This is a genomic window from Bradyrhizobium monzae (genome assembly GCF_021458635.1).
Taxonomy (GTDB): domain Bacteria; phylum Pseudomonadota; class Alphaproteobacteria; order Rhizobiales; family Xanthobacteraceae; genus Bradyrhizobium.
In genome coordinates, this window is the sequence record NZ_JAIRDQ010000012.1 from 80,982 (window position 1) to 99,105 (window position 18,124).

Genomic DNA, 18,124 nt, shown 5'->3' on the forward strand with positions numbered 1-18,124 from the left:
CCGCATCCGAAAGTCTTTTTGTTAGCCCATCGAAGCAGCGCGGCGCAGCAAGAGCTGCTTTCGTCGACACATGCCGGGCATTTTGTTTTTGAACCGATCGCATCTGCCGATGAGGTCTCAATCAGTTCGGAGAATATCGTGTTTCGTGGACGGTGACTTGGGCGAGCAGGAGGCTGAACTAGACCCGCCAAAGGTTCGAGGCAGTTGCGCGCTTGCAAATAAATCGATGCGTCTCGGAGTGAGGATCGACTGGCCTGAACGCTCAAGGCGCTCTTTGAAGCGCAGCTGCCACGGACCGGCAATTGGTCTGCCGGAAGAGGGAGAATTCCGCGGTACTTCGGCCAGATGCGTGCGCGCGGTCGCAGGTTCGCTGGATCCTACCGGAAAATTCAAATGTGGCCGGGACCTGCGTTGGCGGTGACCAATGCCGGGACATCATCCGCCTGGAAGGGACGATGAATAGCCGCCTTCGGAAGAGCGCCAAAAGATCTAACGACGCTTTCATCCAGCCGGAATCCGTTGATCCGCGGCGCGGGCCTCGCGATGTTGCCCGCACACATGCGTCCAAGCATGGCTAGGCAGAGGTCTTGCATTTCTCGATTTACGCCTCCCAGCGCGCCAAAGACGTGCCCACTCTCGGCCCTGATCGGGGTTTCAATGTTGTCGAAGTAGTTGCCCTCAATCAGGCCTTGAACAGATGGTCCGGCGTCCAGCGCGTGGAAGAAACCATTGCGCTGCAGCAGCTCGGTGTTGTGGAAGTAGTTGTTCACCAGGTGAATGACCGACCGTAGACCGTCAATGTGCGGAGCCCGTCCGGAGACCTCATGGAAGTAGTTGTTGGCAACCGTGATCGACTGAGGACTGCCAAGAAAAAGAAGGTTCCAGTAATGCGCTCCGTTGCAATAAGAGGAGTAGTTATCCCTGCCATCAAAATCGTTCCACGAGACCGTGATATTCGTCGTCTCCCCAAGGCCGCCGGCAATCATCTGGCGCCCGATGTTATGAAAACGGTTATGATCGATCCAGACCCGGTTCGCTCGCGAAATCGCAATCGCATCGCCCGCGAAGACAATGCCGGGATTGATGTCAACGATGGTCAGATTGCGGACAATGACGTTGCTCACACCAGTCAGTCGCAGTCCCTTGCCCCTGATTGTAGCGCTTGATCCGACGCCAATCACGGTCTTGTTTGATCCGACCTCCAAGGGATGTTTGCCCGCTTTATCGAAGCTGACTTCCATTTTGAGCTTGCCGTCGCAGTGCGTGTCGAGCCCATCCAGGAGGAGAAGCGATTCACCCTTGTAGGGCGTCTGACAGGTGTTGCTGTATTGGCAACCCGGACCCTCGCCGCGCCCTTCCGCTCCTGTGAAGTCTATGGTCCCGACAATCTGGACAACGCGCGGACTATCGTCCTTGCAGATTCCGGAGCTATACGAACGACACAATTGATAAGTCAGATCTTTGAGTGAGTTGACCTGAACAACTTCGCCTCCCAGGCCGCCCGTGGTTCCAGCACCAAATCCCTGTGCGCTGTCCCATCTCGGATTGCTCGCTGCGATAGCACCGGAGATCCCAACAATGCCGGCGAGTCCAGCGAGCATCCCCAATAACTGTTTCAGCTGGCACACCGCTTGCCTCGTAGACATCGACTCTCCATCGGCAAATGAAAGAAACGTTGAAACGACCCATCGTCCCAACGGCCAGCCACGCGGATCAGTCTTTGTGGCATTGTTTGCATCCCGGCTCGACGGTGCCGATCCTGTGATCCATCTAAATGCACCGGCCTAGCATGTCACAAGAAAAATCTGGAACGTAGTGCACACGTTCCGTGGTCTGGCAGTGGATGGCCCATTCCCATAAGATTCAAGTCTGCCAATGATTGAGCGGCCCGCCCGGTCCGCAGAGGTCTGCTGGTCAATTGGATCGCTGCCAACGTCAGTCGCAACGAACTTCAACATCACCTGGATGAGCCGATCCAGTGAGTCTCGTGATGTGATCTACACAGGACGGATGACTACAGGAGAGAGCGGCCGAAGTCATCGCCTTCCGTATTTTGTCGTACCAGGGTTGTCGGATTGAAGACATTCGCTGCGTGGCACTCAAGAACGACAGACAAAGAAGCCCGCAAATCCGCACCAAACACACGGTCTTCTACAACTATTCACAGCGCGTTGGGAGCGGCACGCGAGTTGCTGAGGTGAGCAACGCGGCTGCTAGATCGCAGCGCGCGATTCAGTGTCGTTTTTAGGGAGCAAAGACAGTGGCGACTGGAAGCGTGAGATGGTTCAACCCGACTAAAGGCTACGGCTACATCGCGCCGGACGATGGCGGCCGTGACGTGTTTGTTCATATCTCTGCGGTGCAGAGGGCTGGCTTGGTCCTACTCCCACAAGGAGACAAGATCAGCTATGAACCAAAGATCGGCCGCTCGGGGAAAATATCAGCCGAAAACCTGCGCCTCATCTAGCTTCTGCTTTGGCAAGCGGGGGCTGAGGTCAGGGGCCATATTGGCGTGCGCCTTGTGCTTTCATGACTTGGTTTCACTTTTCCAAAGCAAGTCTTTGGCGACGCTTATCCCAATCGGGATATCGATCATCGTTTTCGAACGAAGGGCCGGCTCCCAGCCGGCGTCAATACAGTTGCCAGTTGGGAAGCTTCGCCAGCAGATATCGCTCGACGGCTTTGTTCTTTGTCCGGCCGCGCTTGAGGCGCAGGCGAAGCCGGGTCAGCATGTCGGGTTGGCGATGGCAATGTCGCGGGACTACCCGGAGCAGAGTGTACCAGCGTGGGCGCCGAGAATTACCAAGCATACATATCAATAACGCGGCGTCACTGACGTTGATGGCCGGGACAAGCCCGGCCATCGACGTGCGCCAATCAGTCTGACTTCGGCCCCGGAACGCCGGCAGGCAGCGCCGCGGCTTGCGGTGCGCGGCCGACAATGACGGTGAGCAGGCCCTGGCCCCACAGTCGCTTGGCGGCCGCCTTGGCGTCGTCCAGCGTGACCGCATCGACAATGGCGTTGCGCTTCTCGATATAATCGATCGGCAGCTGATCATGCTGATCTTGCAGCAGCGCATAGGCCAGCTTGGAGGAGGTGTCGAGCGCCAGCATCTGCGAGCCCTTGAGGTACGACTTGGCCTCGTCGAGCTCCTTCTGCGTCGGGCCCGCCTCGGCGATGCGGTGTACCTCCTTCTCGACGACGTCGATGGTGTCGCCGGCGCGGTCGGCGCGCGTGCCAGTATTACCGATGAACAGCGCCGAATGCTGCATCCATTGCAGCGAGTCGAACACCGAATAGGCGAGGCCCCGCTTCTCGCGCACCTCGCGATAGAGCCGCGAGGACATCCCGCCGCCGAGGATGTGACTGACGACATAAGCTGCCATGAAGTTCGGGTCGTTGCGCTTCACGCCGGGACCACCGAAGGTGATCACGGTCTGCGGCACGTCGAGCGGCACGAAGGCGCGCTGTGGCGGCTTTGCAGCTTCGACGTCGGGGACCGGCGCCAGATTGGCCTTGGCTGGCAGGGCGCCGAAGGTGTGGTCGAGCAGTTTGCCGAGCGTGTCCGGATCGACGTCGCCGACGACGGCGACCTTCAGCGTGTCCTTGGCCAGCACGCGGCCGACATAGTCCTTCATGTCGGCGATCGTGATGGTCGGCACGCTCTCCAGCGTGCCGTTGGTCTGCCGCCCGTAGGGATGATCGCCGAAGGCCACCTCCAGGAACTTGCGGTTTGCCAGCGACGTCGGATCCGTGGTCTCGTGGCGCAGGCCGGCGATCACCTGCGAGCGGACGCGCTCGACGTCGGCGGTGTCGAAACGCGGCGAGGTGAGCGCCGAGCGCAACAGGTCGAAGGCCTCGTCCTTGTTGTCGCGCAGCATGCGCAGGCTGCCACGGAAGGTGTCGCGGCTGGCGCTGAAGGAGAGCACGATGGCGCGGCGATCGAGCCGCTCATGGAACGTCTTGGAATCGAGATGGCCGGAGCCCTCGTCGAGGAGGTCGCCGACGAGATTGGCGACGCCGGGCTTGTCCCTGGGATCCTGCGCCGAGCCGCCGGCGAAGGAATATTCCATCGCGATCAGCGGCACGGTTGCGTCCTGGACGAACCAGGCCTCGATGCCGCCCGGCGAGATCAGGCGCTGAATCTTTGCGGCGGCCTCGGAGGGGAAGATCTGAGTCAAAGTGAGCGCTGCGCCGGCGGCCAACGACAGAACGATGCGTCGGGAGTGAAGGAAGGGATGGGTCACGAACGTTTCTCCTCGCGCCTGGTGGTAGTCTTTGCGCCAGTCTTGGCTGTGCTGGTGTCCTTGATCAGATAGCCGGTGACCGAGCGCTTCTTATCGAGCCATTTTTGCGCAGCTGCACGGACCTGTACGTCGGTGACGCCGCGAATTCGGTCCGGCCAGCTTCGGATGTCCTTGACGGAGAGCCCGGTGCTCAGCGCGCCGCCATACCAGCCCGCGAGTGCCGCCTGGTCGTCCTGGGCGTAGATCGCTCCTGCAATGAGCTGCGTCTTGACTCGCTCGAGGTCCTCGGCGCGGATCGGGTTCTGCGCGATGTCGGCGATGACGCCGTCGATCACCTGCTCGATGTCTGCAAAGCTGACGCCGGACTTCGGTGAGGCCGAGATCGCAAACTGGGTCGGGTCGAGCGAGATGCTGGAATAGCTGGCGCTGGCGGAGACCGCGAGCGGCTTGTCGGCGACGAGGGCGCGGTACAGATAGGAGTTGCTGCCGCCGCCCATCAGCTGCGCAAGCACGGCGATTGCCGCGCTCTCCCCGGGAGCGACCGTCGTCGCCGAGGGCACGAGGTAGAAGCGCTGCAGGACGGGCTGCTCGACGCGCGGGTCGGACAGCGTGACAGTGCGCGGGGCTTCCGGTTCAGGCTCCTGCGGGCGGACGCGCTGCGCCGGGATCGCGGGCTGGGCCGGGATCGAGCCGAAATTGCGTTCGACCAGCGGACGTATGTCGGCGGCCTCGACGTCGCCCGCGATCACCAGGATCGCGTTGTTCGGTGCGTAGAAGCGGCGATAGAAGGCGAGCGCGTCCTCGCGACCGAGCTTCTCAATCTCCTGATGCCAGCCGATCACGGGCCGGCTATAGGGATGATTGAGATAGAGCGCGGTCGTGATCTGTTCGCTCAAACGCTCATTGGGACTGTTGGCGACGCGCATGTTGTATTCCTCGAGCACGACGTCGCGCTCGGGCAGTACGTTTTCGTCCTTGAGGATGAGGCCGTTCATACGGTCGGCCTCCAACTCCATCACCGTCGGCAGCTGCTCGCGCGGGACGCGCTGAAAGTAGCTGGTGTAATCAAGTGAGGTGAACGCGTTTTCGTTGCCGCCGACGCGAAACACGGTCTTGGAAAATTCGCCGATCGGGTGCTTTTCCGTGCCCTTGAACATCAGATGCTCTAGAAAGTGGGCAAGCCCCGATTTGCCGGGCGTCTCGTCGGCGGAGCCGACCTTGTACCAGATCATCTCCGTGACCACGGGCGTGCGATGGTCCGGGATCACCACGACCTGAAGCCCGTTGCTGAGCGTGAAGCTGGCGGGCGCCGCCGACGTGAGCGTCGTCTGGGCAAATGCGCTGCCGGTCGAAAGACTGCAACTGGAGAGCAGTGCAGCAAGAACGCAAGCCGCCGATCGGTATGAAGGTGTTGGGATTCGTGTCAACATCCGAACCCAAAGATCCCAGGAGAAAGCACGATAAAGCGCTCGGCGTTTGGCTCTATTATTGCCATCGACATAGTTCGTCATCTGCTGGATCGGCATGGCTGTTCAAAAGCTCCATTGCGGTTCGTCAGGAATGAGGATGAGTGATGAACAAATTTCATCTCTCGGTGGCTCTAGACTCTCCGATCATCCAATCGAGAGTCTTTGCGTGTCCGCAGGACTATGTCGGTCCAACGCGATGCCCATTCCCCAAAGCATTAGCCGTGCCAAAAAGAAAGCTTCGCAAATACAAAGATCAGCTCGCACAAGCGATGTTGCGTCTCCGACATGGTCGTACATCGGACAATGCCAATCTTCATTCCAACATGGTTCAGGGAAGTGAATGCCTTTCAGACCCCTTCAGAAATAGAGCAGGAGACTGATGGTGCCGCTCGAATTCTGACGCAAGTCAATTGCCCTCACACGGCACCCACTCAGTGTCACAGTACTGGAACGATAATGATTGCTCGTCACCGAAGCGGCCTGGTAAATCCGCATCGTGGTAAGCCGCGCAATCGGACCCTCGTGCTAGTGATCCGGTGTTGCATTCACGGATGCGTCGCCCCTCTAGCTCATGTGATGCGCTCACCTTTTGTTGTTTCGACTAGGCGGAGCTGCGCAGCATGACTCTTTGAGAGGCTGACGCGAAGATTGTTCTGGAGCAGCCGCGCGAGCCTGCACCGCAGAAGTCATTGACCAGCAACGGCGCGCTGTTGTCATATTTGATTACGAATATCGGTAGTTGACGGCGACGCAGAAGTCAGCGCCCATCACCCGTTTTTGCCAATATCCATTTGCAGCGTATGACCTTGGGTCGCATCCTTGCGGCGTCTTGGCCGAAATCCCTCTGATGCATGCGTGGGAATGACTGTAAAAGCGCCAAGTACGAACTGCAGCTCGCCAGCGAACTGAAGGGCGCCGCGCCAACGTCAATGATGAAATCTGCGGAGCAGCGTTCACTTCGAAAGAATGAACTTGAATCGCATGCTGCGTCAGGTTGTAGGCTTCGTGTCTCGACCGAACCACATCATGCAAACCTCGATCGCAAATCGAAAGCGAACGCCAATGCCAGCCCTGGGAGTGAACGGGTGTCTAAAGCAAGCTCGCCGACAAAGTCGCAAGCTGGAGCGCCAACGCTCTCCGCTCCCGATGATGATCCCTATCTTTGGCTGGAAGAGATAGAGGGCCGGCGCGCGCTAAACTTTGTCGAGCGGCAGAACGACAGGACGTTGCGAGCGTTTGGCGGCGCGACCTTCGAGCGGGATCGCGATGTGCTGGCGTCGATCTACGATCGGCCGGACAATATTCCCTATATCGCGCGGCGTGGTGGCTATCTCTACAATGTCTGGAAGGACGCCAGCAATCGACGAGGCCTCTGGCGACGGACCACGCTAGACGAATTTCGCAAGCCGAACCCGTCCTGGGAAATCTTGCTCGATGTCGACCAGCTCGCGGCAAAGGAAGGTGAGGACTGGCTTCTGAACGCGACGGCTTCACTGCCGGGAGATCATCCGCGAACCATTGTGAGCCTGTCGCGCGGCGGCAGCGATGCCGTCGTCTTGCGCGAATTCGACCTCAATGCGAAAAGCTTTGTGGCCGACGGCTTCACCCTGCCGGAAGCGAAGAGTAGCGCCACATGGGTCGATCCCGATACGCTGCTGTTGTCCAGCGCGCATGGCGACGGCATGGCAACCACATCGGGCTATCCGAGGACAGTGCGGTTGTGGCGCCGCGGCGAACCCGTGGATCGCGCGGCCGTGGTGTTCGAGACGGCGCCCGATCGCATGTGGGCCTTTTGCGAAGTCGATCGGACTGGAAAAAGGCCATGCGTCTGGTTCTTCGATCAGCTGGACTTCTTCAATCTTGACGTCTGGCCCGGGACCGAAACCGGCGCGAGCGTGAAGCTCGATCTTCCCTCCGACATCTGGCTCCGGGCGCACGGGGACTGGTTAATCGTCAAATTGCGCTCGGCATGGAGGATTGCCGGCGTCACCCACGCGCCTGACACCGCGCTTGGCATATCGCTGTCGGCCTTTCTCGCCGGCGATCGCAACTTCACGGTCATTTTCGCGCCGCGCCCGCGCCGCGCGCTGCAGGGATTTTTCTGGGCCAGCGGCAAACTCGTGCTTTCCATCCTCGACGAGCTGCGACCTTCATTCGAGACTTGGACGCCCTCGTCTGCGGGCTGGAGCCATGAGGAGCTGCGCGGCCTTCCCGGCATCGGCGTCGTCGACGTGTGGCCCCTCGATTGCGATCGGTCCGAAAGCAACGGCGACCTGCTTGCCTGTGTCCAGGATCCGCTCACGTCGCCTTCGCTGATGCTGATCGAACGGAGTGTCTCGAGCCCAATCGTGCTGAAGCAGGCGCCAAAGACGTTTAGCCCCGAGGGCCTTGTGGTTACGCAGCACGAGGCTATCTCGATCGATGGTGAGCGGATTCCATATGTGCAGACCGGTCCCGCCGCGGAGAGCGGCAACGCGCCGGTCCATATGAGCGGCTACGGCGGCTTCGGACTTTCCATGAGGCCGTACTACAATTCGGCCCTCGGCAAGCTCTGGTTGGAGCGTGGTGGCACGACCGTACAGGCGAACCTGCGCGGTGGGGGCGAGTTCGGCACACGTTGGCACGACGCCGGACGGCTTGCTGGCAAGAAACTGTCGCATGATGACTTCGCGGCCGTGGCCGCCGATCTGGTGCGTCGCGGCGTGACTGAGCCGAGGCGGATAGCCGCCGAAAGTGGGTCGAACGGCGGCATCCTCATAAGCAACATGCTCACGCGCTATCCGGCGCGGTTCGGCGCATTGTTTTGCACGATTCCTCTGATCGACATGCGTCGCTACACAAAGCTCCTTGCCGGTGCGAGCTGGATCGCGGAATTTGGTGATCCCGACAAGCCAGCGGAGTGGGAATGGCTCAAGACGTATTCTGCCTATCATGCGGCAAGACCGAGTCAAAACTATCCGCCGATCCTGATTGCCACCACGCGGCGCGACGATCGGGTTCATCCGGCGCACGCCCGCAAGATGGTCGCGAAACTGCAGGTGATGGGCTACGAGGCTTATTTGTACGAGGCAGCCGCGGGGGGCCACGGCTATGGCAGGGACAACAAGGAGCGTGCCAGCTTTCAGGTGCTTGGTTTTCGGTTCCTGAGGAGCAAGATCGGCTGGTTGGATGAAGAGGCCTGAGCGAGCTTCACCCTTAACCTACGGCAAGCGCTGATCGCGCGGGACTGAAATCTTGGGCGCAGACGGGGAGAGGGGTGCCGTCACTGCTCCAGGCTCTGGCGAAGGTGAGAACGCCATGAGAGTGGTAGAGGTATTCTACAGCGATAATCGAAATGAGCGCGGCAAGGACATGCTCCGCCGCTTAGGCCTCGATGACCGGGCCGAGGTGGATCGGCCGGGCCGGCCAAAAGCACGGCACGGCCCACGGAACGCCTTCGCGGCATTTTGGCTCAAGGCGCCGCGTCCTGCTTCGACAGCCGAAAAAGAGCGCGAAAGCGGACAGTCCGCATCATTGCTGCGCTTGCGCAGGCGTGCTCCTGATCGGCAAGTTCGGCCGTCAAACCTTCCCGAGATCGTCGGGCGCGACGCCGCCGCGGCCATCACTGCGGCACGTCACAGCTGGTCGCGCTCGACGAGGCTCGATGAACGGCTTCGGGCAAGTCAACGAATGACTCCGACCGGAGAACAGGATCGATGAGATGGCGCAAGATGGTGTTTCGACCAAAGCTCGGCACCTTCTTTAGCTTCCCCCAAATTCGAGGGATGCCTGCAACCGTGGTTGAGGAAACAAACGATCCGTTCGTCGCAAATATAAGAAAGCTGGTTTTTCAACCACGACAAAAATGAGTGCGTCTTCGACTCGCGCCGTAGTTCATTCTCTGAGACTATTGGTGCCAACCGGTTCGTTCATAGTGGTGGGTTGATGAGATCGAATGATGTCTTCGACGAACTCCACAACTCCGATCCACCCGGCACGATGCGACATGCGTGCCGTTTTGTTGACCTAATTCACATCGTGTCCTCGTGCTGACACCGGCGATCGTGAAACACTTAAACGATTGTTTGGCGTCGCATTAAACACCCGCCGGCCCGCTCGCATGGAGCAAAATGCTACCTGCGTCAATTGGCCGCCAGTTTGATCGAGCTCATCTAGCTCGCCAAGCAAAGCAGGATTCCACCGAACGACAAATAGGGGCGCCGCATCGGATGCGGAATGTGTTTGGTGACCCGGCCGTTGCGTTGGCCAAACAGCGCTCTAGCTTGAGGCCGGATTACAATCGAAAGCTCGCGTAGATCAGCGGGAAGGCAGGTTTCGATTATGTCTTGAGCCAGAACCATCAGCTAAGCGCCAAGTGAAAATCTAGCGACCTCTCAATGGTGTGAACGAAAGCGTCATTGGACTTTCAAAGTAACAGCATATCTACTTTGAGTTGATGGCTGCGGCAGCTTCTGTCTCCGTTGCTGCCGCTGAACCACGTGGTGGAGGATGTGACATGGTGAAGACGAGTGAGGTGTCCGTCGATGATGCCGCAACGGTGACTCAGATGGTCAGTGCTCTGCTTGCCGAACTTGGGGCCGGTCACGTGCAGGCCGGAGTAGATACTCGACTGGTTGCCGACCTGCTGGCCATGAAAGAGCGCATCTCGGGGTTTCTTGCTTTTACGGAGGAACGCCCCGTCGGCCTCATCATGCTATCGGAAAGTGCCGCCCTCTTTGCGCGCGGAACCTACGGCATTATCACTGAGCTCTACGTGGTGCCTGACCAGCGATCATCTGGTGTTGCGATGGCGCTCATCGACGCAGCCGTTACCCTTGGGGCGACAAAAGGCTGGGGCCAACTTGAAGTCGGGGCGCCAAGGCAGCCGATGTGGAGCCGCAGTCCCAACTCAGCATTGTACCTGAAGCTCGGCTTCTCAGAGATTGGCCCGCGTCTCAAATTGCCATTGCACGGCTTAGCTGGTCCACGTGGGCAGGGTAGTCCTGCGGCCCCATCGGGGCTAGATCCTCGGCGGCGACGCGCACCGCGGCGCCGTATCCCGAATTCATCCGATGCAAGAGTTGCATAAATTTTGCGTAGCACATTCGGTGGATTGTGGCGGCTATGTCGTGCCGCCAGGCGAGGTTGATCTCTCACGGGGAAAGGCGGACATGCTCATTGGCGTCTTACACGACCGGATCGAGCATATGCCTAGCTAAGCCCTTCGCGGCTTTTTAATTGAAGCCTGCAAACGTGGAGGGCCCTCAGCCGAGCCATTCTTGCAGGCCAGAACTCCGACGGTGACTTCTATTTCTGACAACTCCATTTCGAATTGGGCCGGCCTGCACGATCAATCGCCATCGGATCGATCCTTGCGCTGGCGAATGCGTATGATGTCCCTATGGCGGCAGGACGATGCAATACCCATCTCGCGAAGACAGCCCATACGCCGGTAAATCCCGGCAAAGGGAGTCCCGGGCCGCGATCAAAAGCCTCGGTGGCAGATGATTGCCGAACGTTCGCATTCTATAGACACCTGTTCGACCTCTCCCACGATCAATTATGTTACCACCTTGCGTCCTTCTTCGGGCGTCCGAGTCTTCAAATGAAATGCACACACCCTGAAGACGAGATCAGGACGCGAGTTAACGGTTGCCCCTGCGCACAAGCGGGCCCCACAACGTAAGTTATCCATTATCGCGATAAAGTTAGGCTCGAGACCGGGTTTGGAGTCTGCGTCTTTCTATTCACGATGCAGCATTTGTGCGTGATACCGCGTCTTGCGCAAGAAAGCGTTGAACGATTGAGGAGCGCTGGAGTGAAACCCACGATCTCTTTCATGCAGCCGCCGATTCGCAGGCCAAAGCGCAAGCGGAAAGCTGCATTTGACTGTTCGCGAAAATACCGGCATCTCGCGACAACGGGCTGAACTCGACGGGCCCCCGTGCAAGCCACGACTGGATATCTAAATATCGGATAGCGAGGCATACAGCCCTGCTGTTGGTTCGCTCTCGAACAGCTCCGAACCGTTTTGCGGCGAAGAAGCGCCGAAAGCGGACAGGCGCTCCCAATAACGCTCGTGCAAGGAGATCACTGGAGTTCGACGAGAGCGATCTTGCCAAGATGGCAACTCCCTTTGGCACCGCTCACTCTTTGGATCGCAACTTCGGATCGTTCAGTTTCAAGGAAATATGGGTATCAGGGCCTCGCCGCGCCGGCTTGTTAATGCGCCTTATGGGATAAACCATGCGCTCAGACAAAGTTGCGCAAGGCTGCGCGCTCGGCTCCGGATGCTCTTGACCATTGCCCTTTATCGCGTCACGAGAAAAACCAACACGGATGAGAATGGCAGGCTCAGGGATGACGAATGTGATTGATCAAGTGAGCGGCTTGGAACCACCCTCTGTCTTGCACAAGTCGTCAAGACGTTTTGCGTCGATCTTCGCGCTCGTGGCGGTGTCCATCGGCCTGTGCGCCGGAGCAGCCTATTATTGGATCAGTGTCGAAGAGTTTTTCGAGAAGCCGTCGGCTCATGAAGTCGTCCCAACGACAGGCCTGTCACCTGAAGATAGGGAGGCACTTTTGGAGATTCGGTCCGAGCAGCAGAAGGCAAGTGATCAAATTGGAGAGATCAATCGTAACATCGGTGCGCAGCAGGACGATTTGAAACGCATGGCAGATCAGATCGAGGCGCTGACATCGAGAATTGAGTTGTTGCAGAAACCGGCCGTCGCTGCCCCCGTTCTTCTCGCGCCTTCTTCTCCCCCGCCTTCCCATCCCGTTTCGAGCCCGGCCAAGCGAGCCGTCCAACCCGCTAAGCCAGAAGGGCCAGTCTCGGTCGGGGGTAAGCCACTGATCTCCGAACCGAGCACGAACCAGCGTTGATGATCAGGCGACGCCTTTCGCGAAGGGTGTCGTGTTTCGGCGAAACGAAGACTGGCTGCGGGACGTTCGTCGACGAATGGAGATCGAGGACGGCGTCATCCGATTCCATTTTCCGAGAAAAGGGGTGTCGCAGCCTCCACCGAATTCGGTATGAACAACCTGCTCGAAGTCGGCCGGGTAGACAACGAAGATCCCGCCTGGCTCAAGCACTGGCACCCAAGATAAGCCAATCAGGCTACCGCTCACGCGGATGCGTCTCAAGTCGGTGACTCGATAGATCGTGGATCACCACGTGCTGTGGTTGATTACGCCGCGCATTCAAGTTCAGGCGAACTCATGCGATACGGGAGGCCTCCTGCACAAAAATGTTGCGCATCCAAATGCTCGCCGGATCAGCGTTGTGAAGAGCAGGCCACTGGACGGATTCGGTGAACGCAAAGTCCGGCAAAGGAGCTTGGATCGTTCGCAAGGGCATCGTGTTCTTGAAATGCTTGAACATCCTCGATGGCATTGTCGCTATGCGATCAGTTCCCAATATCAGGGGTGGGATCAGGCTAAAGCCCGGCACAGCGACTTCGACGCGAATCTTGAGATCATGCTCGAGCAAAAGCCATTCAGCGAACGAAGGTCTGATCGTCGGCCCAAACCTGGCCGTAACCTGTCCAATCGATAGGTATCGCTCCAATGTAAGCGGCTTAGCTAGCTGCTTGTTCTTGGGACAGCCGACGTACACGAATCTTTCGTCAAACAGGGGCATTTTGGGATGCGTGTGCGACATGAACAATTCCGGACAAACCAAGAAGTCAATCTCACTCCGCCGGAGAAGTTGATCGGGGTCCTCTTCGGGTGGCAGCAATTCGAAGGAGACGGCGGGCGCTTCCTGCGCGACGCGGTCCACGACCTTTCGAAGAAACACGGTCATCATGAAATCTGACAGGATGATCCTGAAGCGACGAGTCGACTGCGCCGGCTTGAATCCGTCGGGGGAGATAATGGAGAGTTGGATGTGCGACAAAGCCTCCCGAACCGGGGCAGCAAGCGCTTCGGCTCGCGGCGTGGGCACAAGCTTGCGGCCCATCATCGTAAAGAGCTCATCGCGGAAATAGGCGCGCAACCGGGCCACGGCTGCGCTCATGGCCGGCTGACTCAGGTTGATTCGCCGCGCCGCCGCGGTGAGGTTCGGCTCCGTCATGAGAGCGTCGAACGCGACGAGAAGATTTAGATCAAGGCCGTTGAAACGCATGGTGCGAATTTATCCATCGTGTGGATGTGCTTCATCTAAACAATCGATTTTACCTGCTCACGGGAGTCGCGGCAAATTTTAGATGGAGAGTTAGAGTTAAGACATAGCAGGACGATGACGAACTGCTGCATACAAAGGGTTGGAAAATCTATACCAAGGTTTGCCGTCTGCGATCCGGCGAACGCCTGCCGCTTCTATATCAGCTACTTGCTTCCGTAGAATCATGGGACCTTCCGACTTCGCTTTGGGTTTGCCGCGAAACGCGAGCAGGCGACTACAGCTATCAATCCTAGCTGCAAACAGGCGAAGGAATTGCGAACCATTCCAGAGTGCAGAATGGTATTTGAAATCCACATGCAATGGCCGGTGGTTGCAAGGCATGTGAAAAACCGAAAGCCCTGTCTCATCGCGACCGCCGCAGACAGGGCGGTCACACGCGGCCACTGCAAACCACATAAACGTCGGACAACTCGGCATGCTATGTGCTCTCCCTCGTCGCTTCAGCCGGTCACGTCCTCGGGGCGAGCGCCCACGAGCTTCTCATAGAGCGCTGGATCAGTGGCGCCCTCGGTATTGATCAGGAAGACACGGGCATTTGAGTCGAGCCCGATCTCCGAACGACACGCTGGATCACCCGCCACCTTTGCCAATCCAGCGAGACCTACTGCGCCACTTTCGCCGGCGACGATCGCCGGATCCCCGTCGACGGGATAGGCAAGCGCCTTCATCATCGTAACCGCCTCGTCGTCCTCGATGGTCATAAAGGCATCGGCAACGCGCGAGAGAATGCGCCAGGCAACAAGTGATGGTCCGTAGCATTCAAGCATCGCCATGACGGTTGGTCTGTCGTGCGGCACCTTCACGATCTGGCCGGCCTTGGCGCTCTCGAGAAGGCAGGCGGCTCGATCCGGCTCCACCACAGTGAAGAAGGGTCTGTCCTTTCCGAATACGAGCGCAAAATGAGCGGCAGTCGCCGCAGCGATGCCGCCGACACCGGCCTGGACAAACACGTGGGTTGGAGGCTTTGGCAGTGCGCCAAGAGCCTCACGAAGCAATGCTGTATAACCTTGCATAACGAGGTGAGGGATCCGTTCGTAACCTGGCCAAGATGTGTCGGAGACCACAATCCAGCCCCGTTCGCTGGCGATTTTAGATGCCGACGCAACGGAATCATCGTAGTTGCCCTGAACACGTTCGATACGAGCACCATACCGCGCGATCGCTTGGCAGCGCTCATCACTCACTCCAGCATGAACAAAGACAACGCAGTTTGCGCCCACGAGTTGAGCGCCTTGTGCAACGGATCGGCCGTGGTTGCCGTCCGTGGCGCACGTCAAGGTTATTCCAGCGGCGACTGTGGCGACTTCCGGTGAGCGCCACTCAGAAATGTCGACTGGACGGCCCCATCGTTGCGACGCGATCCCAAGGACAAGCTGTATGACCGCATAGGCTCCCCCCAGTGCTTTGAAGCTACCGAGACCCAGTCGTTGTCCTTCGTCCTTGACGTGGATGGATCCGACATCCAGACGACGGGCAAGGCCAGGAAGCGAAACCATCGGGGTAGGGGCGGTCCCCTGCCTATGCTGGAGAAAGCGCTCCACTGCCAGGGCAGCCTCGATGCCGAGAGCATCGGCATCTGAGGAATCGAGCGGCAAGCGATAGTTACTGTGCGTATTGCGGACCAGCATGGCGTTGTGTTGTGTTATCGGCATACCTACGACAGGGCATTGGCGAGGCCGCAGAGCAGAGCGGTTCATTCCATTCCAGGCGCTTGATGTCAGGCTGCCTTCTCCGACCAATACCGATTACGCAACTCCTGCTTCATGAGCTTGCCCGTCTGTGAACGCGGGACTTCAGGCACAAAATCGATGCTGCGGGGCGCCTTGTAGCCGGCAACACGATTCTTCACGAAGGCGATGATTTCTTCCGCCAAGTTCTCGCTGCCTTCCGTGTCGGGCAGCAATTGCACTATGGCTTTGACCTGTTCGCCCATATCAGGATCGGGGATTCCGATGACGGCTACGTCCGCGATAGCAGGATGAAGCACCAGAACGTTCTCAATCTCTTGAGGATAGATGTTGACCCCGCCTGAGATGATCATGAACGCCTTGCGATCGGTCAAGAAGAGGTAAGCCGTCCGCATCGACGTGTCCGATGTCGCCGACAGTGGTCCAGGACGGATGCGCCGGATGTTGCGCGGCCCGCGTCTTTTCCGGCTCGTCATGGTAGACGAACGGCATCCTATCGCGTTCGAAATAAATGGTACCCGTCTGACCAGCTGGAAGTTCGCTACCGTCCTCATCGCAGATGTGGATCTTCCCTAGAACGGCGCGACCGACGGAGCCGGGCTTCTGGAGCCACTCGTCGGGGCCGATCACCGTCATCCCGTTCATTTCGGTGGCGGAGTAGTACTCCCACAATATCGGCCCCCACCACTTCATCATCACTTGCTTGACTTCAACGGGACATGGTGCGGCAGCGTGAATCGCGATCTGCAAACTGCTCACGTCATATCGATTCCGAACTAACTCGGGCAATTTGAGCATCCGCACAAACATGGTCGGCACCCACTGACTGTGGGTCACCTTGTAGTCTTGGATGGCAGCCAAAGCGGCTTCGGCATCGAATTTGTCCATAACGAGTGCGGTGCCACCCAGCGCCTGGACGGTCGCGCAGGTTCGTAGCGGCGCTGCATGATAGAGAGGCGCAGGGGACAGATATATTGTCCTTTCATCAAAGCCAAAATTCGACGAAAACATCTGCACCATTGTGTCGCCAGGGTCGGAAACCTGTCGCTCCGGCAACGCATGTCTCACGCCTTTTGGCCTCTCGGTCGTGCCGGAAGAGTACAGCATGTCGGCGCCGCGCGGTTGAGACGCCGGGATCGTGGCGCGAGCGGTTTCCAGTATCTGCTGGTACGGTTCGTAACCTGACAGATTTCCCTCAGAACAAACGCGGTGCCTTAGTTTTTCGTGGGCGTCGATTTTTGATGCCGTCTCGAATCCACCACGTCCGACGAACAACGCCGCCGCGCCGGAATTTTCGAGCATATAGTCGACTTCACTGGGGCTCAGCCGAGAATTGATCGGCAACAGATATAGGCCCGAGCGTTGAGTGGCCCAGTAGATATCGAAAATCCAAGGGCTGTTGTCAGAGAGTACGCCCACAACGTCGCCGGGCCGCAAGCCGGCGTCGAAGAGCCAGTTTGCAGCCCGTCGAGACCGATCCTCCAATTCGGCGTATGTCACGATCTCACCGGTTGCCGTCATGATGAGGGCAGGGCGGTCCGGATTTGTTAGTGCGTGGGTGCCCGGATACATCAACACATTCCTGAATGTCGCCTTTCCTACAGAGAGGCGAAATTTGGATTTCGAACGGAATTGCCGCGACCGAGCACCCGAGGGCGCCCCCCTCCACGGGGGTACTGGCTGCATCGACGGGCCGGGCGAGCTCTGCAGCTCCCGGCCCCTGAACTGATGACGATTCGAGCCTAGCCAATAACTGACATTGACGTCATGTTACTGGGTTCCAAGCTGGTGGTCAAGCGGCCGCGGTGCTATGGGTGGCAAATGCTGGAGACCGATTCTGCGTTGGAGCCGTTAGCCCCTGCCACCGCGAAGGGAGCGGCGATGCGTCAGCGCCTGCTGAACGCCTCGGCACGCGTATTCGCGCGCAAAGGATACGAGGCCACCCGGGTCCAGGACATCGTCAAAATCGCTCGAACGTCTTACGGCAACTTCTACCGGCACTTTCGAAATAAGGACGAGATTCTGCTCGCCGTATTGCAGCCATTACTCGACGAGATCTACGTCGCGAGCAAGCGAACGTCGGGCCGCTCATTGAAGGCAACCGAAGCCGAGTTCGTCGAGAATACCATCGCTTATCTCAAGATCTATGCCCGACATCGCAAGCTGTTGCGCGTCATGCGCGAGGCGGCAGCTCGCGGAGAGAAAGCAACATTCCTTTCTCTCTATGTCAGCGAACGTAGCCGCTTCGTAAGGCGCACCGCGACTTGGCTGACCCGCCTTCAGGGATTGGGCGAACTAAGCCGTGAACTCGATCCTGAAATGGCTGCTGAAGTGCTCGGCGCCACGATGGAGCAGATTGCCTATATGAAATTTGATCTCGCCTCGGAAGATCCAAGCGACGCGGAGATTGAGCACATAGGGACGCACTGCGCAAAGGTCTGGTATCGAGGCGTGTTTGGTGCCGCCAAAGACGATCCCGCGGCTCCCAACTAGCATCCGTTCTGCCATTGATGCGAGCGCGTGTGTCGCAGCCAAACAGGCGTGACGCTGCT

Annotated in this window: 13 protein-coding genes; 6 read left to right on the forward strand and 7 right to left on the reverse strand. The window is 58.6% G+C overall.

Annotated features, from left to right (window positions below):
- Nucleotides 1-389 precede the first annotated feature (389 nt).
- Entirely contained in the window at nucleotides 390-1,646 is a 1,257-nt protein-coding gene (locus K3F49_RS32410; protein ID WP_234684954.1) for a pectate lyase family protein, read from the reverse strand.
- A 614-nt stretch (nucleotides 1,647-2,260) separates the two neighbouring features.
- Here K3F49_RS32410 and K3F49_RS32415 point away from each other — a divergent pair.
- A complete protein-coding gene (locus tag K3F49_RS32415) occupies nucleotides 2,261-2,467 on the forward strand; it encodes a cold-shock protein (RefSeq protein WP_084302129.1) in 207 nt (68 codons plus the stop codon).
- A 410-nt stretch (nucleotides 2,468-2,877) separates the two neighbouring features.
- On the opposite strand, the gene K3F49_RS32420 is transcribed toward K3F49_RS32415, so the two are convergent.
- Both K3F49_RS32420 and K3F49_RS32425 read right to left on the reverse strand, forming a co-directional pair.
- On the reverse strand, nucleotides 2,878-4,248 hold the full coding sequence (locus K3F49_RS32420; protein ID WP_234684955.1) for a M16 family metallopeptidase: 1,371 nt from the start codon (nucleotides 4,246-4,248) through the stop codon (nucleotides 2,878-2,880).
- Nucleotides 4,245-5,678, reverse strand: a complete 1,434-nt coding sequence (locus K3F49_RS32425) for a M16 family metallopeptidase (protein WP_234684956.1) — start codon at nucleotides 5,676-5,678, stop codon at nucleotides 4,245-4,247. The genes K3F49_RS32420 and K3F49_RS32425 overlap by 4 nt, the downstream gene beginning before the upstream one ends.
- A gap of 890 nt (nucleotides 5,679-6,568) precedes the next feature.
- Between K3F49_RS32425 and K3F49_RS32430 the strand changes: the two genes are divergently transcribed.
- From K3F49_RS32430 to K3F49_RS32445, 4 genes are all read left to right on the forward strand, one after another.
- Entirely contained in the window at nucleotides 6,569-8,899 is a 2,331-nt protein-coding gene (locus K3F49_RS32430) for a prolyl oligopeptidase family serine peptidase (protein WP_234684957.1), read from the forward strand.
- A gap of 115 nt (nucleotides 8,900-9,014) precedes the next feature.
- Nucleotides 9,015-9,416, forward strand: a complete 402-nt coding sequence (locus K3F49_RS32435; RefSeq protein ID WP_234684958.1) for a hypothetical protein — start codon at nucleotides 9,015-9,017, stop codon at nucleotides 9,414-9,416.
- Between the two features lie 796 nt (nucleotides 9,417-10,212).
- Entirely contained in the window at nucleotides 10,213-10,785 is a 573-nt protein-coding gene (locus K3F49_RS32440; protein ID WP_234684959.1) for a GNAT family N-acetyltransferase, read from the forward strand.
- 1,271 nt (nucleotides 10,786-12,056) lie between these two features.
- On the forward strand, nucleotides 12,057-12,581 hold the full coding sequence (locus K3F49_RS32445; RefSeq protein WP_234684960.1) for a hypothetical protein: 525 nt from the start codon (nucleotides 12,057-12,059) through the stop codon (nucleotides 12,579-12,581).
- 334 nt (nucleotides 12,582-12,915) lie between these two features.
- On the opposite strand, the gene K3F49_RS32450 is transcribed toward K3F49_RS32445, so the two are convergent.
- The 4 genes from K3F49_RS32450 to K3F49_RS32465 all read right to left on the reverse strand — a co-directional run bounded on the left by K3F49_RS32450 (nucleotide 12,916) and on the right by K3F49_RS32465 (nucleotide 17,144).
- Complete coding sequence (locus tag K3F49_RS32450) at nucleotides 12,916-13,824, reverse strand: LysR family transcriptional regulator (protein WP_049823368.1); 909 nt, start codon at nucleotides 13,822-13,824, stop codon at nucleotides 12,916-12,918.
- 500 nt (nucleotides 13,825-14,324) lie between these two features.
- A complete protein-coding gene (locus tag K3F49_RS32455) occupies nucleotides 14,325-15,512 on the reverse strand; it encodes a diaminopropionate ammonia-lyase (RefSeq protein ID WP_234684961.1) in 1,188 nt (395 codons plus the stop codon).
- Between the two features lie 89 nt (nucleotides 15,513-15,601).
- On the reverse strand, nucleotides 15,602-15,925 hold the full coding sequence (locus tag K3F49_RS32460; RefSeq protein WP_234684962.1) for an AMP-binding enzyme: 324 nt from the start codon (nucleotides 15,923-15,925) through the stop codon (nucleotides 15,602-15,604).
- A complete protein-coding gene (locus K3F49_RS32465; protein WP_234684963.1) occupies nucleotides 15,882-17,144 on the reverse strand; it encodes an AMP-binding protein in 1,263 nt (420 codons plus the stop codon). Before K3F49_RS32465 ends, K3F49_RS32460 begins: the two co-directional genes overlap by 44 nt.
- 249 nt (nucleotides 17,145-17,393) lie before the next feature.
- Between K3F49_RS32465 and K3F49_RS32470 the strand changes: the two genes are divergently transcribed.
- Nucleotides 17,394-18,065, forward strand: a complete 672-nt coding sequence (locus K3F49_RS32470; RefSeq protein ID WP_234684964.1) for a TetR/AcrR family transcriptional regulator — start codon at nucleotides 17,394-17,396, stop codon at nucleotides 18,063-18,065.
- Nucleotides 18,066-18,124 lie beyond the last annotated feature (59 nt).

What these genes read in the sequence shown, in the direction of transcription:
- K3F49_RS32440 (WP_234684959.1), top strand. Translation starts at nt 10,213, where the DNA reads ATGGTGAAGACGAGTGAGGTGTCCGTCGATGATGCCGCAACGGTGACT.
- K3F49_RS32470 (WP_234684964.1), top strand. Translation starts at nt 17,394, where the DNA reads ATGCTGGAGACCGATTCTGCGTTGGAGCCGTTAGCCCCTGCCACCGCG.
- K3F49_RS32460 (WP_234684962.1), bottom strand. Translation starts at nt 15,925, where the DNA reads ATGATCATCTCAGGCGGGGTCAACATCTATCCTCAAGAGATTGAGAAC.
- K3F49_RS32445 (WP_234684960.1), top strand. Translation starts at nt 12,057, where the DNA reads ATGACGAATGTGATTGATCAAGTGAGCGGCTTGGAACCACCCTCTGTC.
- K3F49_RS32430 (WP_234684957.1), top strand. Translation starts at nt 6,569, where the DNA reads ATGCGTGGGAATGACTGTAAAAGCGCCAAGTACGAACTGCAGCTCGCC.
- K3F49_RS32425 (WP_234684956.1), bottom strand. Translation starts at nt 5,678, where the DNA reads ATGTTGACACGAATCCCAACACCTTCATACCGATCGGCGGCTTGCGTT.
- K3F49_RS32450 (WP_049823368.1), bottom strand. Translation starts at nt 13,824, where the DNA reads ATGCGTTTCAACGGCCTTGATCTAAATCTTCTCGTCGCGTTCGACGCT.
- K3F49_RS32410 (WP_234684954.1), bottom strand. Translation starts at nt 1,646, where the DNA reads ATGTCTACGAGGCAAGCGGTGTGCCAGCTGAAACAGTTATTGGGGATG.
- K3F49_RS32455 (WP_234684961.1), bottom strand. Translation starts at nt 15,512, where the DNA reads ATGCTGGTCCGCAATACGCACAGTAACTATCGCTTGCCGCTCGATTCC.
- K3F49_RS32465 (WP_234684963.1), bottom strand. Translation starts at nt 17,144, where the DNA reads ATGTATCCGGGCACCCACGCACTAACAAATCCGGACCGCCCTGCCCTC.
- K3F49_RS32435 (WP_234684958.1), top strand. Translation starts at nt 9,015, where the DNA reads ATGAGAGTGGTAGAGGTATTCTACAGCGATAATCGAAATGAGCGCGGC.